22 protein-coding genes are annotated in these 22,275 nt (G+C 68.2%); 14 read left to right on the top strand and 8 right to left on the bottom strand.

Annotated features, from left to right (window positions below):
• Positions 1–15 precede the first annotated feature (15 nt).
• Positions 16–1,602: a thiamine pyrophosphate-binding protein gene (locus IG04_RS0113025; RefSeq protein WP_030476869.1), complete on the bottom strand. Its 1,587-nt coding sequence runs from the start codon at positions 1,600–1,602 to the stop codon at positions 16–18.
• A gap of 308 nt (positions 1,603–1,910) precedes the next feature.
• On the opposite strand from IG04_RS0113025, the gene IG04_RS0113020 reads away from it, so the two are divergent.
• The 4 genes from IG04_RS0113020 to IG04_RS0113005 all read left to right on the top strand — a co-directional run bounded on the left by IG04_RS0113020 (position 1,911) and on the right by IG04_RS0113005 (position 4,545).
• Positions 1,911–2,267, top strand: coding sequence for a PLDc N-terminal domain-containing protein (locus tag IG04_RS0113020; RefSeq protein WP_030476868.1), 357 nt, complete (start codon positions 1,911–1,913; stop codon positions 2,265–2,267).
• Between the two features lie 194 nt (positions 2,268–2,461).
• Positions 2,462–2,866: a hypothetical protein gene (locus tag IG04_RS42560; RefSeq protein WP_144065452.1), complete on the top strand. Its 405-nt coding sequence runs from the start codon at positions 2,462–2,464 to the stop codon at positions 2,864–2,866.
• A gap of 203 nt (positions 2,867–3,069) precedes the next feature.
• Positions 3,070–3,891, top strand: a complete 822-nt coding sequence (locus IG04_RS0113010; RefSeq protein WP_051769753.1) for a hypothetical protein — start codon at positions 3,070–3,072, stop codon at positions 3,889–3,891.
• 42 nt (positions 3,892–3,933) lie between these two features.
• Positions 3,934–4,545 (top strand): ANTAR domain-containing response regulator, encoded by a 612-nt coding sequence (locus tag IG04_RS0113005; RefSeq protein ID WP_030476865.1) that lies wholly within the window; start codon positions 3,934–3,936, stop codon positions 4,543–4,545.
• On the opposite strand, the gene IG04_RS0113000 is transcribed toward IG04_RS0113005, so the two are convergent.
• On the bottom strand, positions 4,546–6,174 hold the full coding sequence (locus IG04_RS0113000; protein WP_144065451.1) for a hypothetical protein: 1,629 nt from the start codon (positions 6,172–6,174) through the stop codon (positions 4,546–4,548). It abuts the gene before it with no gap.
• A 225-nt stretch (positions 6,175–6,399) separates the two neighbouring features.
• Between IG04_RS0113000 and IG04_RS0112995 the strand changes: the two genes are divergently transcribed.
• The 5 genes from IG04_RS0112995 to IG04_RS0112975 all read left to right on the top strand — a co-directional run bounded on the left by IG04_RS0112995 (position 6,400) and on the right by IG04_RS0112975 (position 11,860).
• On the top strand, positions 6,400–7,629 hold the full coding sequence (locus IG04_RS0112995) for a branched-chain amino acid ABC transporter substrate-binding protein (protein WP_030476863.1): 1,230 nt from the start codon (positions 6,400–6,402) through the stop codon (positions 7,627–7,629).
• A 76-nt stretch (positions 7,630–7,705) separates the two neighbouring features.
• Complete coding sequence (locus tag IG04_RS0112990) at positions 7,706–8,620, top strand: branched-chain amino acid ABC transporter permease (RefSeq protein WP_036014507.1); 915 nt, start codon at positions 7,706–7,708, stop codon at positions 8,618–8,620.
• On the top strand, positions 8,617–10,329 hold the full coding sequence (locus IG04_RS42555; RefSeq protein ID WP_051769750.1) for a branched-chain amino acid ABC transporter permease: 1,713 nt from the start codon (positions 8,617–8,619) through the stop codon (positions 10,327–10,329). Before IG04_RS0112990 ends, IG04_RS42555 begins: the two co-directional genes overlap by 4 nt.
• Positions 10,326–11,147 (top strand): ABC transporter ATP-binding protein, encoded by an 822-nt coding sequence (locus tag IG04_RS0112980; protein WP_030476860.1) that lies wholly within the window; start codon positions 10,326–10,328, stop codon positions 11,145–11,147. The genes IG04_RS42555 and IG04_RS0112980 overlap by 4 nt, the downstream gene beginning before the upstream one ends.
• Positions 11,144–11,860: an ABC transporter ATP-binding protein gene (locus IG04_RS0112975; RefSeq protein ID WP_030476859.1), complete on the top strand. Its 717-nt coding sequence runs from the start codon at positions 11,144–11,146 to the stop codon at positions 11,858–11,860. Before IG04_RS0112980 ends, IG04_RS0112975 begins: the two co-directional genes overlap by 4 nt.
• A gap of 53 nt (positions 11,861–11,913) precedes the next feature.
• Here the strand turns inward: IG04_RS0112975 and IG04_RS0112970 are convergent, their stop codons facing one another.
• On the bottom strand, positions 11,914–13,086 hold the full coding sequence (locus IG04_RS0112970; protein ID WP_063758260.1) for a lipase family protein: 1,173 nt from the start codon (positions 13,084–13,086) through the stop codon (positions 11,914–11,916).
• Positions 13,087–13,163: 77 nt separating this feature from the next.
• Positions 13,164–13,523 (bottom strand): hotdog fold thioesterase, encoded by a 360-nt coding sequence (locus tag IG04_RS0112965; RefSeq protein ID WP_084401633.1) that lies wholly within the window; start codon positions 13,521–13,523, stop codon positions 13,164–13,166.
• Between IG04_RS0112965 and polA the strand changes: the two genes are divergently transcribed.
• The 3 genes from polA (at position 13,516) to IG04_RS46435 (ending at position 17,355) form a co-directional block, all read left to right on the top strand.
• A complete protein-coding gene (gene polA, locus IG04_RS0112960) occupies positions 13,516–16,302 on the top strand; it encodes a DNA polymerase I (protein WP_084401631.1) in 2,787 nt (928 codons plus the stop codon). The genes IG04_RS0112965 and polA overlap by 8 nt on opposite strands.
• A 262-nt stretch (positions 16,303–16,564) precedes the next feature.
• Entirely contained in the window at positions 16,565–17,194 is a 630-nt protein-coding gene (locus IG04_RS0112955) for a SecDF P1 head subdomain-containing protein (RefSeq protein WP_030476855.1), read from the top strand.
• Positions 17,191–17,355, top strand: a complete 165-nt coding sequence (locus IG04_RS46435) for a hypothetical protein (protein ID WP_157512912.1) — start codon at positions 17,191–17,193, stop codon at positions 17,353–17,355. The genes IG04_RS0112955 and IG04_RS46435 overlap by 4 nt, the downstream gene beginning before the upstream one ends.
• On the opposite strand, the gene IG04_RS0112945 is transcribed toward IG04_RS46435, so the two are convergent.
• Positions 17,336–18,553: an aminotransferase class V-fold PLP-dependent enzyme gene (locus IG04_RS0112945; protein ID WP_051769741.1), complete on the bottom strand. Its 1,218-nt coding sequence runs from the start codon at positions 18,551–18,553 to the stop codon at positions 17,336–17,338. The genes IG04_RS46435 and IG04_RS0112945 overlap by 20 nt on opposite strands.
• Positions 18,540–18,986: a hypothetical protein gene (locus IG04_RS0112940; RefSeq protein ID WP_030476853.1), complete on the bottom strand. Its 447-nt coding sequence runs from the start codon at positions 18,984–18,986 to the stop codon at positions 18,540–18,542. Before IG04_RS0112940 ends, IG04_RS0112945 begins: the two co-directional genes overlap by 14 nt.
• Positions 18,987–19,049: 63 nt before the next feature.
• On the opposite strand from IG04_RS0112940, the gene IG04_RS0112935 reads away from it, so the two are divergent.
• Complete coding sequence (locus IG04_RS0112935) at positions 19,050–19,652, top strand: TetR/AcrR family transcriptional regulator (RefSeq protein ID WP_030476852.1); 603 nt, start codon at positions 19,050–19,052, stop codon at positions 19,650–19,652.
• Between the two features lie 23 nt (positions 19,653–19,675).
• Here the strand turns inward: IG04_RS0112935 and IG04_RS0112930 are convergent, their stop codons facing one another.
• Entirely contained in the window at positions 19,676–21,136 is a 1,461-nt protein-coding gene (locus IG04_RS0112930; protein WP_030476851.1) for an alkaline phosphatase family protein, read from the bottom strand.
• Between the two features lie 86 nt (positions 21,137–21,222).
• Positions 21,223–21,669, bottom strand: a complete 447-nt coding sequence (locus IG04_RS0112925) for a winged helix-turn-helix transcriptional regulator (protein ID WP_030476850.1) — start codon at positions 21,667–21,669, stop codon at positions 21,223–21,225.
• A gap of 77 nt (positions 21,670–21,746) precedes the next feature.
• Between IG04_RS0112925 and IG04_RS0112920 the strand changes: the two genes are divergently transcribed.
• Positions 21,747–22,259: a GNAT family N-acetyltransferase gene (locus tag IG04_RS0112920; RefSeq protein ID WP_051769735.1), complete on the top strand. Its 513-nt coding sequence runs from the start codon at positions 21,747–21,749 to the stop codon at positions 22,257–22,259.
• Positions 22,260–22,275 lie beyond the last annotated feature (16 nt).

The following is a 22,275-nucleotide window of genomic DNA, read 5'->3' as shown; positions in this document are numbered from 1 at the left end:
CCATGGTGTGTCCGATCAGGTGGCGGTTTTGCGGTACCAGCGAGGGGAAGTGTTGATCGGGGGCTTGAGGTGCGCGTTGACCACGATCATGGTGGGGCCCTCGGCGTCGGCGAGGGCGGACCTGAGGTCGTCGAAGCCGTCGAGGGTGACCGCGGGGATGCCGAAGCTCTCGGCGAGCTTGGCGAAGTCCGGGCGGGTCAGGTCGACGCCGCTGATGGCGTGGTTCGCGATCTGCTGGTCGTAGCGGAGCATGCCGTAGCCGCCGTCGTCGACGAGCACGATGGTGAGCGGCAGGCCCTCTTGTTTCAACGTCGCGAGGTCGCCGCACGCGAAGAGGAAGCCTCCGTCGCCGACTACTGCGATGGTGCGGTGTTCGACGGCTGCGCCGATGGCCGCCGGGAAACCGAAGCCGAGCGTGCCCCAGCCGACCGGGTAGGCAAGACCGCGCGGTTTGGTGACGTGGTGGAAGCCGCCGATCCAGTAGCCGGGGATGCACATGTCGGCGACGATCGTGGCATCAGTGTTTTCCAACGCCTGCAACAGTTTCGCGGCTTCGGGGGAGTCGGTTTCGGCCAGTGCGCGCACCTCGGCGTTGACGGCTTCGATGTCGACGGTGCCTTGCTTGGCGGTCACTTCCGCGGCGAGAGCGGTGGTGACGGCGGCCGCGTCGCCTTCGAGCGTGACGTCAGCGGGGTAGTTCTTGTTCGCCTCGGCCTTGTCGATGTTGATGGCGAGCAGGGCGCGCGGCTTCGGCTGCAACCAGTTCTGGGTCATCATGCCGTCGAAGTCGGTGCCGATCGCGATCACGAGGTCGGCGTCGTCCCACAGCTTTCCCACGGGCGGTGCGTGCACCGGACCACGCACGACGTAAGGGCCGTCCGTCAGGCCGCGGGCGCCGTACGTAGTGATGATCGGTGCCTGCAGTTTGGCGGCCAACGCACCGATGGCTGCTCCCGCGCCCGACCGCGCCGCACCGCCACCGGCCCAGATCAGAGGCCTTGACGACCCGGCGACGAGCTTCTCGGCTTCGGTGAGGTCGGCGACGACGTGCGTGTGCTCGACCTTGGTCACGGTGTGGTGCGGGACCTCGTCGGACAGGAAGTCCGTCGGGACGCCCAGGTACACCGGGCCGTGCGGGCTCCGCGTGGCCTGCTGGACGGCCTTGTCGGCGTAGACCCCGAGATCTAGGGCGGACGGCACTTCGAACGACGCCTTGGTGACCGGCGCGAACATGGCCTTCTGGTCGCGTGTTTCGTGCAGGACGCCGCGGTACACCCCCGGCTTCCGGAGGGTCGAGGGGATGTCCGTGGCGATCACGAGCACCGGGCTGCCGGACGCCCACGCCTCGCCCGTGGCGCCCAGGGTGTTCGCCGCGCCGGGTCCGGTGGTCACGACCGCTACACCGAGCTTGCCGGTGGCCCGTGCGTAGCCGTCTGCCGCGTAGACCGCCGTCTGCTCGTGGCGCACGCCGATCATGCGGATGCCTGGGTACTTCTGCAGCGCCTCCCAGATGGCGAGGTTGTGCACGCCGGGTAGCCCGAACACCACCTCGACGTCGTGCGCGGCCAGCACTTCCAGCAAGCTCTCGGCACCCCTCGGCATGTGTCCGACGCTAAGGCTCTCTTACTACCTGGGCAACGGGTGCGCAGCAGGTCTGGCGCTCAGCGTCAGCTCCTCTCACGGACTCCAGTCCAACTAGGACGGTGTGGACGTTCCGGTGCGCGAAACCTCGTTCGAATCCGGTGAAACGCAATTCGGTCCCGTGTGACGACGCGTCGAATTCCGCCGCGCCAGTTTCGGCGGATTCGCGGCTTCGTGAATTGGTCTCAAGATGATTGACATGTGAACTGTGTTCAGGGAGTGGCCGCTTGTGTCACCATGTGCGGCGACCGCATGACCTGGGGGTGGAGATGCTGTACTTCGGTGGGCTGTTCGGAGTGCTGATGCTGGGCCTGACGATCTTCGCCGTCGTGGATGTGATCACGACCGACGAGGGCTCGGTTCGCAACCTGCCGAAGATGATGTGGCTTCTCCTGGTCCTGCTGTTCCCGTTGGTGGGTTCGATCGCGTGGCTCCTTGCGGGCCGTCCGGTGGTGGGGACCGGACGAGCGCGATTCGGATCGTATGAACGAGGTACTCCTGCTTTTCCCGAGTACGACCGGCCGGGACGGTTCGCGGCCACCGATGCTGACGACGATCAGGAGTTCCTGCGCCGCTGCCGTGAGCGCGCGGAGGAACAACGACGCAAGGGACGCGAGAACCAGTGAGGATTGTCCTGCTGTTCTTGGTTTTTCTGCTCGCCGGTTGTGGCGGAAACGCGCAAATGGCGGCACAACCCCCCACCTCTCAATCGTCTACTTCGGACAAACTGGCGCCGGCCGACTTCCAGGCGCGCTGGTGGAGCTGGGCTTCCCAGCCCTCGGGCAGCAACCCGATGTCCGACACCTCCGGACGCTTCTGCATGCGGGACCAGCCCATCGAGGTCTGGCTGCTCGCCGGGTCGCTCGGCGAAGCGCCGGTCGAGCGCCAGTGCCGGGTCCCCGCCTCCAAGCCGTTGCTCGCGCCGGTCGTGAACCTCGCGAGCGATGTCGCCTCCTGCGAGACGTTCATGAAGAGTGCGCAGGGCGAGGTGCTGCTGGACGGCTCGACGCAGACGCTCACGAAGGTGTCCGCCACGCCGTTCACCTACGAGGCGCGCGCGGGCAACCCGTACGGCACCTCGGCCGGGCGGATCAACTCCGTCGGCTGTGGTCTCTACGCCTGGATCCCCGCGCCCGCGTCGGGTGAGCACGAGCTCGTGATCCGCGGGTCGGCGAACGGCAAGGAAGTCGACGTGAGGTACAAGCTGATCGTGGGCGCCGACTAAGGCGAAAATGGGGTGCGCCGGTCCGGTAACGTGGTGGACGGCGTCCGAGCAGACGTGAGGCTGGAGCCGCTCCCCGGCAGTGAGCGGCACTCTCCGCCGCAGTGTTCAGCAACTCCTGCTCACCGAAGCGAACTGACCACGTAGACGCGTGACACATGCGTCCTTGTCGGCCGAGCCGGGCGGCGGAAACGAGGACTGCTGTCATGGCACGTCTGTCCACCACGGACCAGCTCGCCGATCTGCGGCGCACCTACACGGGCGAGAACCTGTCCCAAGCGGTCCCGGCCGTCCGCGACGGGGATTCCGTGCTGCCCGGCGCCACCACCGAGGCGCAGCGCCGGCTGGAGGCCAAGGTCCTGGTCGCGGGCTGCACCGCAGCCAGCATGCTCCAGCTGATGCCGCCCGCGAGCATCATCAGGCCCGCCCACGCGTTCCGGACGGTGGAACCGGGGGAGACCCTGAGGCTGCACCTGAGCGACAGGGCTCTGGGCCCGCTGCTGTTCGAACTGCTGCCGCGCACCGAGGGCGGCTTCGGCATGGGCGTCGCCGGTCTCGAACACCGCCAGTACCGCAGGTCGGCCGAGCTGACCACCGGTGACGCCGGCGTCGTGCTGGCCGGGGTCGACGAGCAGGCCTGGGACCTCGGCATGCGCTACGTGCGCTGGATGCACGAGCACCGCGGCGTCGAGTACACCGACGGCGGCGGCAACGACGACGAGATCGCGGAACCGGCCACTGGGAGCGCTCTTCTGCGCCGGGTACACCTGTGGCATGACGCCAGCTGGTTGCGAGCACTCCCGATGGGCGGGGCCTGGTTCGTCGAGTGGCCCGGTGGTCCGACCGAGGACGAGATCAGGCAGAAGCTCGGCCACCCGGACTTCGGGACCACCCGCGACATCACGTTGCGCCGCATCGACGCGCCGGCCGGGGACGTCGAGGAGGGCATGCGGACCTATCCGTGGCCTGAGGAGTTCGTGTCTGCCGTCACGGCTGGTCAGCCCGATGATCGGCCCGACCGCCGGTAGACTGCGCTTTCGCCCGCAGGAACGATCGTCAGGAGGACCCCGGTGACCCAGCAGGCTGCCGAGGCCCAGTCCGAAGCCACGCGCAAGGCCCCCCGCGTGCTCGTCGCCGAGGACGAGGCGTTGATCCGCCTCGACCTCGTGGAGATGTTGCGCGAAGAGGGCTACGACGTGGCGGGCGAGGCCGCAGATGGTGAAGAGGCCATCAAGCTCGCGACCGAACTCGACCCCGACCTGGTGATCCTGGACGTCAAGATGCCCAAGGTCGACGGGATCGAGGCGGCGCAGCACATCGCGGGCAATCGGATCGCGCCGGTCGTGATCCTCACCGCGTTCAGTCAGCGCGACCTGGTCGAGCGCGCCCGTGACGCGGGTGCGATGGCCTACCTGGTCAAGCCGTTCGCCAAGCGGGACCTCGTGCCCGCGATCGAGCTGGCGATGAGCCGGTTCAGCGAACTGGCCGCGCTGGAGCAGGAGGTCGCCGGGCTCACCGAGCGCCTGGAGACCCGCAAGGTCGTGGAGCGGGCCAAGGGCATTCTCATGACCAAGCAGGGTCTGAGCGAGCCGGAGGCGTTCCGCTGGGTGCAGCGCACCGCCATGGACCGCCGTACGACGATGAAGGCCGTCGCAGAGGCCGTCATCGAGAACTTCGGCTGATCAGCGTCTGAGTTCGAGCCACACGGAGTCCGTCTGCCGCCCCGGATCCTCGGGGCGCAGGCGGACTTCGACGTGGTGGCTGCCTTTCAGCGAGAGCAGCAGCTCGTGCCGGCCACCTATGCCGCCGGGCATCGGCACGGTCGCCGCGAGAGAGCTGTCCACGTACACCTCGAAGCCCGCTATCGGTGCCACCGAGCGTGCGGAGGAGGCGTCGAGGGTGACCACCAGCGTTGTGTCGTTCGGGCCCGTAGCGGCGAACTCAGCGGTCATGACGGGCAGAACGGGCGGCGGCTCGTCCGGGGCGTTCTCCAGCTTCACCGGCGACCGGCCCGGCACCTCCAGGTAGCTCTCCAGCACCTGGGCCTGCGACGCACCGGGCATTCGCAGTACGAACGGCGTCAGCGCGTGCGGCCCGGCCTCTCCGAGTAACTCGGCGGGCACGTCCCCGGCCAGCGTCAACTCGCTGTCCTCCGCCGCCGACCAGCCGCTCACCACCGGCCGCAACGGCAGCTTCGCCGGTCCGAGCTCCGCGACCAGGCCGTTCGGGTCGCCGCCGTCGCCGAACCGCACCGTCGTTCGCAATCGAGCTGAAGGGGCCGCACGCAACGGTGCGCGCGCTACGCCGACGCTTGGCGCCTCCTCGTCGGGTTCGAGCACGCGCAACGTCCCCGCCACCAGCGGTGTCTCGATCACCTCGTCCGCCGGGCCACGCGAACCGGTGATGCCCACAGCGTCGATCTCCACACGTCCGGGATAGCTGGGCGGCGGGGTCACGCTGATCAACACGCTCGCCTCACGCCACTTCGGCGGGCCCGGCACCGTCGCGATCTGCACGCCATCTTGCACAACGCGCACATCGTTATCTGTCAGCACCGCTTCGAATCGATGCAGAACGCCTGCACCGCGCGTTCCGGGGGCCACGGAGTCGTCCACCACCACACGGATCGCATCAGGAGGAGGTATGGGTCCGAGGCGATCGGGGGTTCCGGGGACCAGGTCGAGCACGAGCTTCCCGCGCGGTCCCGCCGCGTCCGTCACCACGGCCACGCGGCCCAGTTCGCCCGACTCGTTCAACTGCAGAAGCGACCGTGCGCGCAACACGGCCGTGTCGTTGCCGCACGGCATGTCGAGCACCAGGCGGCCGCCCGAGCCCGAGCCGGGGTTCACACACCCCCTCCGCCCGCTCAGGTGGTAGCGGCGTTCCAGGAACGTGTCGTCGAAGTCGTCGATCCAGCCGTTGATCTTCTGGCGCCAGCTGTCGTCGCTCGGACGTTCCTCCGCCTTGACCGGCTGGGATCGCTGGCCGAAGGCGTCCACGGCGCGCACCTCGGGCCGTCCGGAGCCCGCGGCCTCAGGAGACGCGACGAGTTTCCCGGCGACCTCGTAGCCTGCCGCGCCGTCCACGGGAGCCCATTGGACCCGTCCGTCGCTGCTCCAAACGGTGGACGGAGGGCTGGGCCGCGCCGGCTGAGGCGAAACCTCGACGAAATCCGCCGTGTACTTAGTTAAGCGAACGGCCTCTGAACTGGGCTTCTTCGAGGCATCATCGGTGGCGCGCAGTACCAGCACCGAGGCGACCAGAACCGCGACGATGCCCAACGCGGCGATCACCCGGCGACGCGGAGTCATACGTCCTCGTTATGGCAGCCGTCCAAAGAGTGAACGAAGGTTACAGGCTGTGAGATTGCTTAAGTAAAACATAACGCCGCGTTGCGTTATGGTCACGAGCCCATTGGCTTTGATGACTGCGGTCACAGTCATCGCCTAGGTTCCGGCCATCCCTCAGGAGAGGGTGATGGAGCGGCGCGCGGAGATCTCGCGTGGCCGGGAGCAGGGATATAGGAGGGACATCACGTGCGTAAGCACTCTGTGAAGTCCGCAGCGATCGTCGGCGCCTCGCTGCTTGTTCTTGCAGCCTGTGGCTCGAACAAGACCGAGGGCGGCGGCACCAACGGGGGCAGCTGCGACACGTCGAAGGGCACTCTGACCGTCGGTGTTGTCGCCCCGTTGTCCGGGAACCTGTCCGCTCTCGGCGTCGGCATCAAGCAGTCCGCCGAGCTCGCCGTGGACGAGGCGAACAAGAAGTGCACGGTTCCGGGCTTCAAGCTGACCGTGTCCGCCCAGGACGACGAGGCCAACCCCGCCAAGGGTGCCCAGGCCGCCACGAAGCTGTCGACCGACCCGAACGTCGTCGGTGTCGTCGGCACGCTGAACTCGTCGGTCGCCCAGACCGTGCAGCCGATCCTGCGGGACAAGAAGATCCCCATGGTGTCGCCCGCCAACACCAGCCCGACGCTGACCAGGGGCAATGACTTCCTGACGGCCCCGAAGCGTCAGTTCGACAACTACTTCCGCGTCTGCACCACCGACGACCTGCAGGGGCCGTACGCGGCCAACTACCTCGTCGAGAAGGCCGGCAAGAAGAAGATCGCCATCATCACCGACGGCAAGACCTATGGTGAGGGCCTCGCCGCCGAGCTGTCCAAGCAGGTCGCCAAGAAGGGCGGCACGATCGTCGGCTCCGAGAAGGTCGGCGAGAAGGACACCGACTTCTCCGGCGTCATCGCCAAGATCAAGGCCCTCGGCCCGGAGGCCGTCTACTACGGCGGCGAGTACCCGGTCGCCGGCCCGCTGTCCAAGCAGATGAAGGACAGCGGCCTCGACGTTCCGCTGATGGGCGGCGACGGCATCTTCGACGGCAAGTACATCGAGCTCGGCGGCAAGGAGGGCGACCTCGCCACCTCCGTCGGTGCCCCGACCGAGTCCCTGGCCACGGCCAAGGCGTTCGTCGACGCGTACAAGGCGAAGTTCGGCAAGGAGGACTACGCCGCCTACGGTGCGTTCTCCTACGACGCCACGAACTCGATCATCGGTGGCCTCGCCAAGTCCCTCGAGGGTGGCGCTGCCTGGGACGAGTCGAAGCGTGACGCCATGCTGACCAACGTCGCTGCCTACACCGCCTCCGGTGCCACCGGCGAGATCAAGTTCGACGAGTACGGCGACAGCACGAACAAGGTGCTGACCGTCTACCAGGTCACCTCGGCCAAGTGGAAGGACGTTCAGACCGGCACGTACACCGGCTGACGACTACCGAAAAACTGATTGAGCCACGGCGGGGGCGGGCGTTCTTTGCTCGCCCCCGCCGTCTACGGAGGTAGTCGTGTCAGTCCTGCTCCAACAGCTGGCCAACGGGGTCATTCAGGGTGCGTTGATCGCCCTGATTGCCCTCGGGTACACGATGGTGTACGGCATCATCCAGCTGATCAACTTCGCCCACGGCGAGGTTTTCATGGTGGCCTCGTACGGAGGCCTCGCCACGTTCACGCTTCTTCCTGACGATCTCAAGAAGTCGCCTGCCGTGGCCCTGCCGCTCATGTTCGCCGGCGGCATCGTGGTGGCGGTCATCGTTGCCGTGATCATGGAACGGTTCGCCTACCGGCCGCTGCGTAACGCACCACGGCTCGCACCGCTCATCACAGCGCTCGGCGTGTCCGTGTTCCTGCAGGAGGCCGTGCGCGTCTTCTACCCGAACGCCAAGTCCAACCTGCCGTACCCGAAGGTCTTCCCCGAGGGCAACCTGACGATCGGCACGGTCAACATCTCGTGGACCGGCGTCATGCTCGTCGTGCTCTCCGTGGGCCTCGCCGTCATCCTGCAGACCTACATCAACCGCTCCCGCATGGGTCGCGCGATGCGAGCGACCGCGCAGGACCCCGACACCGCGAAGCTCATGGGTGTCAACCCCGACCGCGTGATCGTGCTGACGTTCATCATCGGCGCTGTTCTCGCCGGTGTAGCGGGCATCATGTTCGGCGGCTACCTGAACAACATCAACATCGACATGGGCTTCCAGAACGGCATCTTCGCCTTCACGGCGGCCGTCCTGGGCGGCGTCGGCAGCATCCGCGGCGCGGTCATCGGCGCGTTCATCATCGGTCTGATCAAGACCGTTGCCGGTCAGTACATGCCGGGCGGCACCCAGTACGACTACGTGTGGATCTTCGTCGTGCTGATCCTCGTGCTCGTCTTCCGCCCGCAGGGTCTGTTCGGTGAGCCGGAAAGGGTGCGCGCATGAGTACGGTCGACACTTCTGCGAAGCGCTCCGCGCTCGCACCCCTCGGCAAGCCTTTCGCGGCCGCCGGCGGCGTCCTCGGCATCGTCGCGGCGCTGCTGCCGTGGGTCACGTTCGTTCTCAACGACGGCAACTGGCCTGACAAGTCGACGCTGCAGTTCTTCGACGCCCCGTTCCTGGTCACCGGATTCCGCTGGCACCTCCTGGTGCTGGGCGTCCTCGTCCTGGTCGCGGCGTTCGCGCCGGTCCCGTCCAAGGGCCGCGTCGTCCGGGCGCTCGGCTGGGGCCTCACGGCCGTGTCGTTCATCAACGCCCTCTACATCACGGTCAAGGGCGGTGGCCTCGGCGCCATCACGGCCCTCGACGGTGCGACCGCGTTCGGTGGTGTCGTCGGCCTCGTCGCCGGCGTGCTGACGATCCTCGCGGGCTACGGCATCGGCATCGAGCCGGTGGGCGAGTGGAAGTTCAAGATCTCCACCCCGGTCGCGTACCTGGTGCTGCTTCTGTCGTTCGGCGCGGTGCTCTACGCCGTCGCCGCGATGCTGACCACCGGTGGCGTCGGTACCGCCAACCCGTACGCGGGCGCGGTCTTCCTGTCGTTCCTCGGGTTCGCGGCCGGTGTGATCGGCGCACTGAGCGGCGTCGGCTACGTCCGCTGGCTCTCGGCACTGTCCGAGCAGCACCGCGTGTTCAGCGTGATCGTGCTGGCGGCGTGCGCGTTGCTGTTGCCGTTCACCGAGGCGGGCAACGAGTACTGGATGACCGTCGCGGCGAACATCGGCATCTACGCCGCCACCGCGATCGGTCTGAACATCGTCGTCGGCCTCGCGGGTCTGCTCGACCTCGGGTACGTGGCGTTCATGGGCATCGGTGCCCTCGTGGCGGCGAACTTCTCCGGTGCCGCCACCGCGTACTTCGGCTTTTCCCTGCCGTTCCCCGTCGCCGCCGTGATCGCGGCCGTCGTGGCCGGCATCTTCGGCGCGATCGTCGGTTCGCCGACGCTGCGGGTCCGCGGTGACTACCTGGCGATCGTGACGCTGGCGTTCGGTGAGATCTTCACCCGCTCCGCGCAGAACGACATCGGTGGCTTCACCAACGGCTCCAACGCGATCCCCGGTGTTCCGGCGCTGTCGCTGTTCGGCGCGGAGTTCAACAAGTCGATCTCGATCGGCGCGGTGAAGCTGCCCGCCGGTGTTCTCTACTACGTCCTCATCGTGCTGCTCGTCGCGGCGACGATGGCGGTGTTCGCGAACCTCAAGTTCAGCCGCATCGGCCGTGCGTGGATCGCGATCCGTGAGGACGAGGACGCCGCCCGCGCGATGGGCATCCGCACCGGCAAGATGAAGATCCTCGCGTTCCTCATCGGTGCCATGCTGGCGGGCCTCGCGGGTGCGGTGTTCGCGCACAAGAACGGCACTGTGTCCTACGAATCGTTCAAGTTCCTCGAGTCGATCACGCTGCTCGCGGCGGTCATCCTCGGCGGCATGGGCTCGATCCCCGGCGCCGTTCTCGGTGCCGCGCTGCTGTTCGTGCTGCCCGAGAAGCTCCGCGACTTCGAGGACTACCGCCTCATGATCTTCGGCCTCGCGCTGATCCTGATCATGCGGTTCCGGCCGGTCGGCCTGATCCCCGATGCGCACAGGCGCGCTGAGATGGTCGAACGCGCCGACGAGAATGCCGAAGAGGCGCATGTGGAGGCGAAGAAAGCATGAGCACTCCGGTATTGGAGGCGCGTGACGTCTCGATGGTCTTCGGTGGCCTCAAGGCGTTGAAGGGCGTCACCCTGACGCTCGAAGAAGGCAAGATCGTCGGTCTGATCGGTCCGAACGGCGCGGGGAAGACGACGTTCTTCAACTGCCTGACGGGTCTGTACACGCCGACCACCGGCGAGGTGTTGCTCAAGGGCAACATCCTGCCCGGCGACCCGGCGAAGGTGACGGACGCGGGCGTGGCCCGCACGTTCCAGAACATCCGCCTGTTCCCCAGCATGACCGTGCTGGAGAACGTCATGGTCGGCCGCCACGTGCGGATGAAGCAGGGCCCGCTGGCCTCGCTGTTCCACGGCCCGGCGTACCAGCGCGGTGAGAAGGCCGCTCGCGAGCGGTCGCGGGAGCTGCTCGCGTTCGTCGGTCTGAACGGCGTCGATGACGAGCTCTCGCGCAACCTCCCGTACGGCGACCAGCGCCGTCTGGAGATCGCGCGCGCGTTGGCGACGGACCCGGCGGTGCTGCTGCTGGACGAGCCCACCGCGGGTATGAACCCGCAGGAGACGGAAGCGACGCAGCAGCTGATCTTCCGCATCCGCGACACGGGTGTGTCCGTCGTGGTCATCGAGCACGACATCAAGTTCATCTTCGGGCTGTGCGACTCGGTTTCCGTGCTCGTGCAGGGCGAACTGCTCGTCGAGGGCAGCCCCGAGGTCGTGCGGGCGGATCCGCGGGTGATCGAGGCCTACCTCGGCAAGCCCCCGGAGGAAGTCCAGCACGACGTCGAGGCCGCCGCTGCTTCTGTTGAGGAGGAGCAGGCATGACCGCGCTGCTCGAAGTCCGCAACCTCTCCGTCTCGTACGGCGCGATCGAGGCTGTCCGCGACATCTCGTTCACGGTCGAGGCCGGCCAGATCGTGTCGCTGATCGGCTCGAACGGTGCGGGCAAGACCACGACCCTGCGCACCATCTCGGGTCTGTTGCGGCCGACGTCCGGCTCGATCCGGTTCCAGGGCAAGGAAATCCACAACGACCCGGCGCACGCGATCCTCGGAGAGGGCATCGCCCACTGCCCCGAGGGCCGCCGGCTCTTCCCGCGGATGACCGTGGAGGAGAACCTGCAGCTCGGTGCCTACGTCCGCAAGGACGACGGCGTCGAGGCCGACATCCAGCGCGTGTACGACCTCTTCCCCGTGCTGGGGGAGCGGCGGCAGAACAAGGCCGGGCTCTTCTCCGGTGGTGAGCAGCAGATGCTGGCCATCGGCCGCGCGATGATGTCGAAGCCCCGTCTGCTGATGCTCGACGAGCCCTCGATGGGTCTCTCGCCGATCATGACGCAGAAGATCTTCGACACCATCAAGGAGCTGCAGTCGCTCGGCACCACCATCCTTCTGGTGGAGCAGAACGCCCTTGCCGCGCTGGCGTTGTCGGACCACGGGTACGTGATCGACCTCGGCAAGACCACTTTGGACGGTCCGGGGCACTCGCTCCTGGCCGACCAGCGGGTGCGCGACGCGTACCTGGGTGAGGCTCACTGAGGTTCGGCTTGTGGGAGCGGGGCGGAGGGATTTTCCTCCGCCCCGCTTTCGTTCTACGAGCGGTCGAAGTCGGCCAGGATTCGGGGTAAGGCCAGCTTGGCGGCCTTGCCGTGGTTCACGTCCGCGCCCAGGTCGACGAGCGTGCTGCGGGCGTGGTGCCGCTTCAGGCGCTGGTCGCAGTAGGCGGAGGTTTCGAGCAGCGTGTCCTGGTCGCCGGCGGACGAGTAGATCGTCACCGGGACCGCGGGGCGCCAGTCGCAGTAGCCGTCGGCCTCGCGCAGCTTCGCGCGCAGGATGCCCGTGGGGTGCTTGACGCGGTCCAGGTAGGACTCGGTCAGGAGTTCCCCCATCGTCGCCGGCAGGTGCGGGAAGATGTCCTCGTTGCGGTGGTCGCCGTCGAAGAGCGCCTCGACCGAAGGGTCGCGGAAGGCCTCGGCCGGGTCGTCGTAGAGGTGGTGCAGGCGGTTCCAGGCCACGGTCCAGTACGCCATGTACGCGACGCCGTTGGAGATCTCGTCGTTCGTCGCCTTGGCCACGAGGAGGCTCGGCTTGAACGGGCCGCCGATGGGGGCGAGGGCACCCACCTCCAGGCGTGGGTCGGCGCCCCGCTGCAGGGCCTGGCCCAGCGCCATGGCGGCGTGGCCGCCCTGCGAGTGGCCGGTGATCATGACGCGCGGGTCGGGGCGGAGGCCTCGGCGGGCGGCGAACTCACGGGCCGCGCGCAAGGCGTCCACCGAGGCGGTGACGGTCGACGGGGCGTCGACGTACGGGTGGTGGCCGGGACCGGTGCCCAGGCCCAGGTAGTCCGGGGCGGTGGTGAGGTAGCCGGCGGCGGCGAAGAGGTAGGTGGCGGCTCTGTCGTTGCCGTCCGCCACCGAGGCGACCGAGCCCCGGTAGCCGGTGGTGCCGTGCAGCCAGGCGGCCTGCCGGGGTTTTCGGTCACCGTTGCGCGGTAATGCGATCAGGGCGCTCGCCGTCGTCGGTTTCCCGAAGGCGTCGATGGTGCGGTACGTGATGCGCTTCGCGTCCACGGCGAAGCGGACGCGCGAGGCGTCCAAGGCGTGGTCCCCCAGGTATCCGACCAACTGGTTGGTGTCCATGGTGGACACCGGGACGACGTCGAGGAGGCTGCCGCGGACCGGGCGGGCGGAGGCGGTGGCCGGGACCGAGGCCGCGACCACCGCGCCGCACAGGACTGCTGCTGTCAGTCGAGTCGTGAAGGTCATGCGGCCAACGATGTCGTGCTGATCTTGGTCGCACACTGGGGCTTACCGCAGACCTGGGGTGTGGTTTACCCCAGCACTCAGGCGCCCGGAGGCTTCGGGCGGATGAGACACGTGAGGCGGGCGGTGCAGGTGCGCTTGCCGTCTTCGTCGGTCATGACGATCTCGTACGTCGTCGTGCTGCGGCCCAGGTGGATCGGGCGCGCCACGCCGGTGACGGTGCCCTCGCGCGCCGCTCGATGATGGGTGCAGGACAACTCGAGTCCGACGGCGATGCAGTCGAACTGGGAGGCGTGCATCGCGGACGCGATTGAGCCCAGCTGTTCGGCGAGCACCGCGTTCGCGCCGCCGTGCAGCAGGCCGAACGGCTGGCGGTTGCCCTTGACCGGCATCGTGCCGATCATCTCCTGAACATCCCATTGGGTGATTTCGATGCCCATCCGTACGTGCAGCTGCTCGTCGGCGAACTCGATAGGCAGGTCGGGGGTCACACGTGCTCCAAGGGCTCAAGCAAAACTGTCAGACCCCCACCCTAGACTCGGGCCCGTGACTACCTCAGACGTGAAGCGGCTCCTGCTCATCGACGGTCACTCGATGGCCTACCGAGCGTTCTACGCCCTGCCCGCCGAGAACTTCGTGACGAAGACGGGCCAGGTCACGAACGCCGTGTACGGCTTCACGTCCATGTTGATCAACATCCTGCGCGACGAGAAGCCGACGCACGTCGCGGTGGCGTTCGACGTCTCGCGCAAGACCTTCCGCTCCGAGCAGTACCCCGAGTACAAGGCCGGTCGCACGAAGACGCCGGACGAGTTCCGCAGCCAGGTCTCCCTGATCAAGGACGTGCTGGCCACGCTGGCCATCCCGACCATGGAGAAGGAGAACTACGAGGCGGACGACATCATCGCGACGCTGACCACGCAGGCCGTGGCGCAGGGCGTCGAGGTGGAGATCGTCACCGGCGACCGGGACGCGTTCCAGCTGGTCAACGACCAGGTCACGGTGCTGTACCCGGTCAAGGGCGTCTCGGAGATGGGCCGCTTCACCCCGGCCTACGTCGAGGAGAAGCACGGCGTGCGCCCGGAGCAGTACGCGGACTACGCGGCGGTGCGCGGCGACTCCTCGGACAACCTGCCGAACACCCCCGGCGTCGGCCCGAAGACGATCATCAAGCTGCTCAACCAGTTCGGCGGCCTCAACGAGCTCGTCGACCGCGTCGACGAGGTGCCGGGCAAGGTCGGCGAGGCCCTGCGCGGCAACCTGGCGAACATCATCATGAACCGCCAGCTCACCGAACTGATCAAGGACGTCGAGCTGCCGTACACGATCGACGGTCTCGAGGTGCAGCAGTGGGACCGCGACGCGGTGCACCGCCTGTTCGACGAGCTGGAGTTCCGCGTCCTGCGCGACCGTCTGTTCCAGACGCTGTCGACCGCCGAGCCCGAGGCCGAGGAGGGCTTCGAGGTCTCCGGCGGCGCGATCCCCGCGGGCACGCTCGCGACGTGGCTGGACCAGCACGCCCGCAAGACGCGGGTCGGCGTCGCGCTGCGCATCACGACCGACCTGGAGGGCGTCGCGCTGTGCACGGCCACCGGTGAGGGCGGGTACGTCGCCGTCGAGGAGCTGAACGAGGCCGACGAGCAGGCTCTCGCCGCGTGGCTGGCCGACGAGTCGGTGTCCAAGGCGGGCCACGACCTGAAGCTGCCGTTGCGCCGCGTGCGCGCCCGCGGCTGGAAGCTGCGCGGCCTGTCCTCCGACACGGCGCTGGCCGCCTACCTGGTGCGTCCCGGCCAGCGTTCGTTCGCACTGGACGACCTGGCGCTGCGCTACCTCAAGCGCGAGCTGCGCGCCGAGGAGTCCGGCGACGGCCAGCTGTCGCTGCTCTCCGACGAGTCCGAGGAAGCCCAGAAGGTCGCCACCAGCACGATCCTGCGCGCGCGTGCCGTCGCCGAGCTCGCCGACCGCCTCGACGAGGAACTGGTCACGATCGGCGGCACCGACCTGCTCGCGAACCTCGAACTGCCGCTGATGAACGTGCTCGACGAGGTCGAGGCGGTCGGCATCGCGATCGACGTCGACCACCTCTCGGAGCTGGAGGCGCACTTCGCGGCCGGCGTGAAGCAGGCGGCGCAGGACGCGTACTCGGTCATCGGCAAGGAGATCAACCTCGGCAGCCCGAAGCAGCTGCAGACGGTCCTCTTCGACGAGCTCAACATGCCGAAGACGAAGAAGACCAAGACCGGCTACACCACGGACGCAGACGCGCTGCAGAACCTGTTCGAGCAGACCGAGCACCCGTTCCTGCAGCACCTGCTCTCGCACCGCGACGTCACGCGCCTGAAGTCCACTGTGGACGGCCTGCTGAAGTCGGTGGCCGACGACGGCCGCATCCACACGACGTTCCACCAGACGATCGCCGCCACCGGCCGGCTGTCCTCGACGGACCCGAACCTGCAGAACATCCCGATCCGCACGGACGAGGGCCGCCGCATCCGCCAGGCGTTCGTCGTCGGCGAGGGCTACGCGGAGCTGATGACCGCGGACTACAGCCAGATCGAGATGCGGATCATGGCGACGCTGTCCGGCGACGAGGGCCTGATCGCGGCGTTCAACAGCGGCGAGGACCTGCACACCTACGTGGCGTCGCAGGCGTTCTCGATCCCCACCGCCGAGGTGACGGGGGAGATGCGCCGCCGCATCAAGGCGATGTCGTACGGCCTCGCGTACGGCCTGTCGGTGTTCGGTCTGTCGCAGCAGCTGCGCATCCCGACCGAAGAGGCCCGCGAGCAGATGGAGGCGTACTTCTCCCGCTTCGGCGGCGTGCGCGACTACCTCAACGAGATCGTCGAGAAGGCCCGCAAGGACGGCTACACCGAGACGGTGCTGGGCCGCCGCCGCTACCTGCCGGACCTGACGTCGGACAACCGCCAGCGTCGCGAGATGGCCGAGCGCATGGCCCTCAACGCGCCGATCCAGGGCAGCGCCGCGGACATCATCAAGGTGGCCATGCTGGGCGTCTACCGCGCGCTGGAGTCGTCCGGCCTGCGTTCGCGGATGCTGCTGCAGGTCCACGACGAACTGGTGCTGGAGGTGGCCGACGGCGAGCGCGAGGCCGTCGAGGCCCTGGTGCGCGCCCAGATGGGCAACGCCTACCGGCTGCAGGTGCCGCTGGAGGTCTCGGTCGGCGTGGGCCGTTCCTGGGACGACGCCGCCCACTAGGGTCTGTATCGAAGTCTGGTTCGATGAGAGTTGCGCTTGAGGTGGTTCCTGGTGGTGCGGCCGGACGGCCCGCATACCGGTGTTGTATGTGGGTTGTCCGGCCGCACCACCAGGGGCCACGTCGGGCCCGGCTATCGCGGATCAGACTTCGATACAGACCCTAGGGCTCGCAGCCTCGCCGAGGCACTTCAACTGGGGCAGAACGGCTGATGGCGCTCTGATTCGCCTGATGCGGGCGGTGGCCGCGTGGTAAGTCAACGGCATGAAGATCCTTGCCGTGGTGCTGCTCCTCGCCGTCGCCGCCTGCACGACCACCCCGCAGGGCGAGCAGCAGAAGGAAGCGTGGCTCACGGGCAAGCTGACCTTCCGCAAGGTGGAGAGCGTCACGCCGGCCTCCGCGCCGTCGCCCGGTAACGCCGTGCCCCGGAACGAGGCCGGCGACCCGGCCGTCCAGACGGCGCGGGCGACCCGGCAGAGCACGGACGCCACCGTCCGCGAGCAGGCGCTCAGCACGTTGGACTGCGGCGCCCCGGACCCGCTGACCGGCAACGACGACGCGGCCGCCCCGCTGGTGACGTGCGACGCCGACGGGTTCAAGTACGACCTCGGCCCGGTCTTCCTCGACGGTGACCGCGTCGTCAAGGCGGAGGCCAGTCCCAGCGAGTACGGCACCGGCCACGTGGTGACGGCCGAGTTCGACGCCGAGGGCGCACGGACCTGGAGCGACTTCACGACCGCCCACGTGGGGAACCAGGTCGCGATCCTGATCAACGGACGGGTGCTCAGCGCACCCAGCATCCAGTCGCCGATCACCGGTGGCGCCACGCAGATCGCCGGCAAGTTCACCGCGGACGAGGCCGATCAGCTCGCGAGGCAACTGGTCGGCCGATGACCCCGGACGGTGCGGCCGCGACGGGTGCCTACCTCGAAGCCACGCCGTTCATCGCGCACGACGCGATGAACCAGCCACAGGTGAGGATGGAGAACACCAGCGTGCAGCTCGAACCGCCGGGAACGGCCGAACTGCCCCGCATCACCGAGCCAGGGCGCTGATCTCCCGCACCGTCCGGTCGATCTCCTCCGATGTATTGAGGATCGACGTGCCGACCCGCGCGTACGGGATCCGGTAGGACGCCGTCGTGATCTGGATCTGCTTGCGCGCCAGCAGTTCCACGACCTCGGGGCCGCTGTGCCCGGTGACGTCGAAGCACACCATGCCCGCGGACGTCGCTGGGTCGCGCGGCGTGTGCACGACGACGCCGGGGATCTCGGCCAGCCCGTCGGAGAACCGCCCGGACAGTTCGGCGATCCGGGCCGCGACGCGGTCGCGGCCGAGGCGTTGGTGGAACCGCACCGCCGCCTGCACCCCGAAGTACTGCTCGAACGCGTGGAAGCCGCCGGGCCCGAGCAACGCCGTCTCGCTGCGGTCGCTCAGGCTCGGCAGCATCGGCACGATCTCGCCGCGCACCTCGGGGTTCACCCACACCATGCCGGTGCCACGCGGTCCGAACAGCCACTTGTGCGTGCCGGCGACGAACACGTCCGCACCCATGCGCGCCGCGTCGTCGTGCACGGCCGCCAGTCCGTGCACGCCGTCTACGACGAGAAGGCAGCGGTCTTCCTGTTTGCGGCCCTTGTTGGCCTCGGCCACGACCTGCGCGCAGGCTCGCACCGGCATGCGCAGGCCCGTGCTCGACTGCACCCACGTGATGCCGACGGCACGGGTCTGCGGCGTGATCGAGTTCCGCAGCCGGGTCGCGATCTCGTCCTCGGTGGCCTTCGCCGGGTTCTCGTAGAGCGTGCCGACCCTTGCCTTCGCGCCTGCCCGCGCCGCCGCGAGCCTCGCCGCCTGCTGGTGCCACGCGTGGTCCTGGTCGCTGAGCAGCAACTCCTGGTCCGGGCGCAGTTTGAGGCCGCCGTAGACGATCGAGAGACCCATGGTCGTGTTGGGCACGAACGCGATGTCGTCCGCTGCGCCACCGACGTACTGCCCGAGCGCGACGGCGACCTCCTGTGCCTGCTCGGGCATCAGGTCGTGCGAGTTGGCGTCGAGCCTGCGCTTGAACTCCTCGACCGCGTCCCTCACCTCGCGCGGGTTCGACGCGAGGTAGAAGAGCCCCAGGTTGGTCAGGCCCAGGTCCAGCCGGAACTCGCGGCGCACGGCGCCCCAGTCCGCTCCCTGTGCGGCTGACGACGCGGTCGGTGCGACCGCGAGCAGCCCTGCCCCCACGAGGAAGTCACGACGTTCCATGCCTGCCATTGGACACCCGTTCCGGTGCGAACGGCAGGCCGGTGTTCAACGCCTTCACGCCCACGGCGCACAGCTCGCCGAGCATGCTCACGCCGATGGAGAGCTGCGTCGGCGCGTGGTGGTCGAGCAGCAGCAGGAAGCCGAAGCTCGCGCCGATCGACGCCACCCACACGAGCAAGGTCCACGGCGTGTACCGCTGCCACAGGTGGCCGTCGCGTTCGAACAGCTTGATCGTCATCCCCCGGATCGCGCCGAACGCGAAGCCGGCGGCGAGCGGGAGCAGATGGACCAGATGGAACTCGTCGACCGCGCGGATGCCGAAGAACAACAGGAACGCGGGCGGCGCCAGCAGGTCCCTGGCGTTGAGCGGTTCTCCCCGGAACCGGCGTACGAGCACGTACAGCACACCGACCGCGATCAGCAGATATGTCATTGCTTCCCCCTAAGTAGCATGACCCTGCTACTTAAACTAGCAGGGTCATGCTACAAACGGGAGGTGTCACCGAGAGTCGTGGATCCCGCCGCCCGCCGCCAAGCCGTCGCCGAGGCGGTGTTCCGCGTGGTCGTGCGCGACGGCGTCGAACAGGCCTCGCTGCGCAACGTGGCGGTGGAGGCGGGCCTCGCGATCGGCTCGATCCGCCACTATTTCGACAGCCACGACGACATGATCATCTTCGCTGTCGAGGCCCTCATCCACTCGACGGAACAGCGCGTCTTCGCCCACGTGCGGTCGTTGCCGGACCGCAGCGACCCGCGCCGGCCGGCCGAACGCGTGCTCTCCGAGGTGCTCCCGCTCGACGACCGCCGCCGCGACGAAGCCGTGCTGTGGCTGGCCTTCGTCACCGCCGCGCGCACCCGGCCGTCGCTCGTGCCGCACGCCGAGCGGCTCTACGACGGCCTGCGCATGCTCTGCCGCCGCGCGCTGACCGTGATGACCGAGGCCGGGACCATTGGGGCCACGCACGACGTAGACCTGGAGGCCGAACGGCTGGCGTCGCTGCTCAACGGCATCACCGTCGACGGGGTGCTGCACCCGGACCGGATGACGCCGGAGCTCACGGTGTCGTTGCTGCGCAGGCACCTCGACTCGCTGCGGTAGCCTCCCCGACCCACACCGCCGGATCAGGACAGACGAGGGGCGTCGACGGCCCAGTACCAGTTGTTGCCGGCGTCGAAGAGGCGCCAGGAGACGCGCGCCGTGCGGGCACCCGCCGGGACGGTCACGGTCAGCGAGACCTGCTGGGCGAGGCCGTTCGCGTTGTGGGTGCGGACGACCTGCTCGGGGCCGCCGTCGAACGACACGCTGACCGTGCCGCGCTGCGTGCCCTCCTGCAGGTAGTGCGAGAAGTAGTCGACCTTGAGGCTCGGCTCGCCCGTCACGTCGTGGGCGGGCGAGGTCAGCGTCGAGTCGAACCTGCCGCGCGCGGAAGGCGAACCCTTGTCGTCCCACTCGTCGGGGTCGGCGACGGCGAAGACACCACGTGCGCGCACGTTCGCCTCACGCGACTGGGAGGGCGCGGTGCGGGTCCAGAAGTCGTCGGTGGTGAACGACCAGCCCTGCCACTCCGCGACGCCCTGCGGCATCGACGAGGCGGTGGTCACGGTCCAGCCCGCCGGACCCTGGTGCGTCCAGCCGAGAACTGAAGCGGGCACACCGGTCTCGTCCTGCCGCGGCTTCAGCGTCACCGAGTCGAACGGGTCGACCGGCGCGGTGCCGAGCGCATAGCCGTCGAGCGACGCCGGGACGTTGAGGTGCTGCAGCGCGGACGCTGCCACGTCGACCAGTTTCGGTGCCACGGCGGGGCGTGCCGGGCCGGTGGAGATCACGAACGTCATCCGCTCCTCGGGCGAGTCACCGCCGTGGCCGCCCGCCGCCGTGTGGCCGTGGTCAGTGGTGATCATGATCAGCCAGTCCTCGGAGGCGTACGACGGCCGCGCCTCGACGGCCTTGATCAGACGGCCGATCTGCGCGTCGTTGGTGCGCATGGCCGTGGCGTACTGGGAGGAGTCGGCGCCGCTGTCGTGGCCCGCGATGTCGATCTGGCCGAGGTAGACGAACGACGCGTCGGCGGCGTCGGTCCTCAGGTGCTGCTCGGCGTCGACGGTGATCTTCTCGTCCGAGCCGGTGTAGCCCGCCGCGTCACCGTCGAGCACGTACTTGCGGTCCTGGCCGGTGCGCAGGACGTGGTCGCTGATCGGCTTCCAGTCCACCGCCGCGTACGTCGACAGGGCCGGGTTCGCGGTGTTCGCGCGCTCCAGCCAGCTCGGGTACGACGTGAGGGCGTTGCCGGCGAAGGAGTTGTCCTTCACCTTGTGCTTGTCCGGCCAGACGCCGGTGAGGATCGTCGACCAGCCGGGGCCGCTGGAGGTCTGGGCCATGCCCGACCCGTACAGCGCGCTGCGGGCGCCGTAGCCGCGGTTCAGCAGCGCCTTGATGTTGGGGGTGTCGCCGCTGACCAGCTTGTCGTAGCGGGCACCGTCGAGCCCGATCACGAGCACCTTCGGCGTCTTCGCCGGTGCCGCGACAGCAGCCGGGGTCACCAGCAGGAGGGGCAGCAGTACCGCAAGAGCAGCTCTTGTCATGACAGGCACTCTCGCCGCCTGCAACCGTGTTCGGCAACGGTGTGGATCTCGAGTTCACCCGGGATTCGGCAGTTGTCAGTACAAGTTCACTGCTTGGCCGTGACCTGGACGTCGCGGGCGGTCAGTTCGGCGGCGCACTCGGTGCACTCGACCTTCGCCCGCACGTCTCCGCCGCAGTCGCGGTGGTGCAGGTGGAACGACTCCTCTTCTTCTGGAGCCATCCACTTCTCGCCCCATGTCCGCAGAGCCATCAGCACGGGGTAGAGGTCGCGCCCCTTCTCCGTGAGGCGGTACTCGTGCCGTGTGCGGCCATCCTCGTGATAGGGCACGCGCTTGAGCACGTTCTCCTGCAGCAGCACGTTCAGTCGATCGGTCAGGACGCTCCGCGAGATGTCCATCGTCGCCTGGAAGTCCTCGAAGCGGCGGGTGCCCAGGAAGATCTGGCGGAGCAGCAGCAGCGTCCAGCGCTCGCCCAGCAGCGCCGCGGGGCGGCTCAGCGTGCAGGGCATGCTCGCGAAACTCGAGTACGGCATGAGCCAAGGATATCCCTTGCGTTCGATTTTCGAACTCAGCTACAGTTCGGATTCCGAACTTAGAGGGGTCGATCCTCATGCGCGTCACCGAGCTCAACCGCGACACCGCGCCGGAAGCTGTCGACGCGGTGTTCGAAGGACTGTCCGCGCGAAGCCGCTACCTGCGGTTCCACTCGCCAACGCCGCGGTTGACCGCGTCCGCGCGCCGAGTGCTGACCGATGTGGACGGTGAACGGCACGGGGCCGTGTGCGCGACGGTCGGTGGTGAGCCGATCGGCATCGCGAGGGTCATCAGGACCGGCGAGTGCGGCGCGGAGATCGCGGTCGCCGTGATCGACCTGTGGCAGCGACGTGGCGTCGGCCGTCTCCTGCTGGAGGAGCTGACGTCGATCGCGGCCCGGATGGGCGTCGCCGAACTGCACGGCAACGTCCTGCCCGACAACCACGCGATGCTCGCGCTGGTGCGCAGGGTGCTGCCCGGCGTGCGGCTGACCAGGGAGATCGACACGATCGAACTGAGCTACCCGCTCGCCTGGGTCACCGCCGAGATCAGCGACGCCGACCTTGTAGAGAGTTTGCAGGGAACTTAGAGATCCGGTCCCGACC

The sequence above is a fragment of the Lentzea albidocapillata genome, assembly GCF_000719115.1.
Taxonomy (GTDB): domain Bacteria; phylum Actinomycetota; class Actinomycetes; order Mycobacteriales; family Pseudonocardiaceae; genus Lentzea; species Lentzea albidocapillata.
This window is presented reverse-complemented; position numbering and strand designations above follow the sequence as displayed.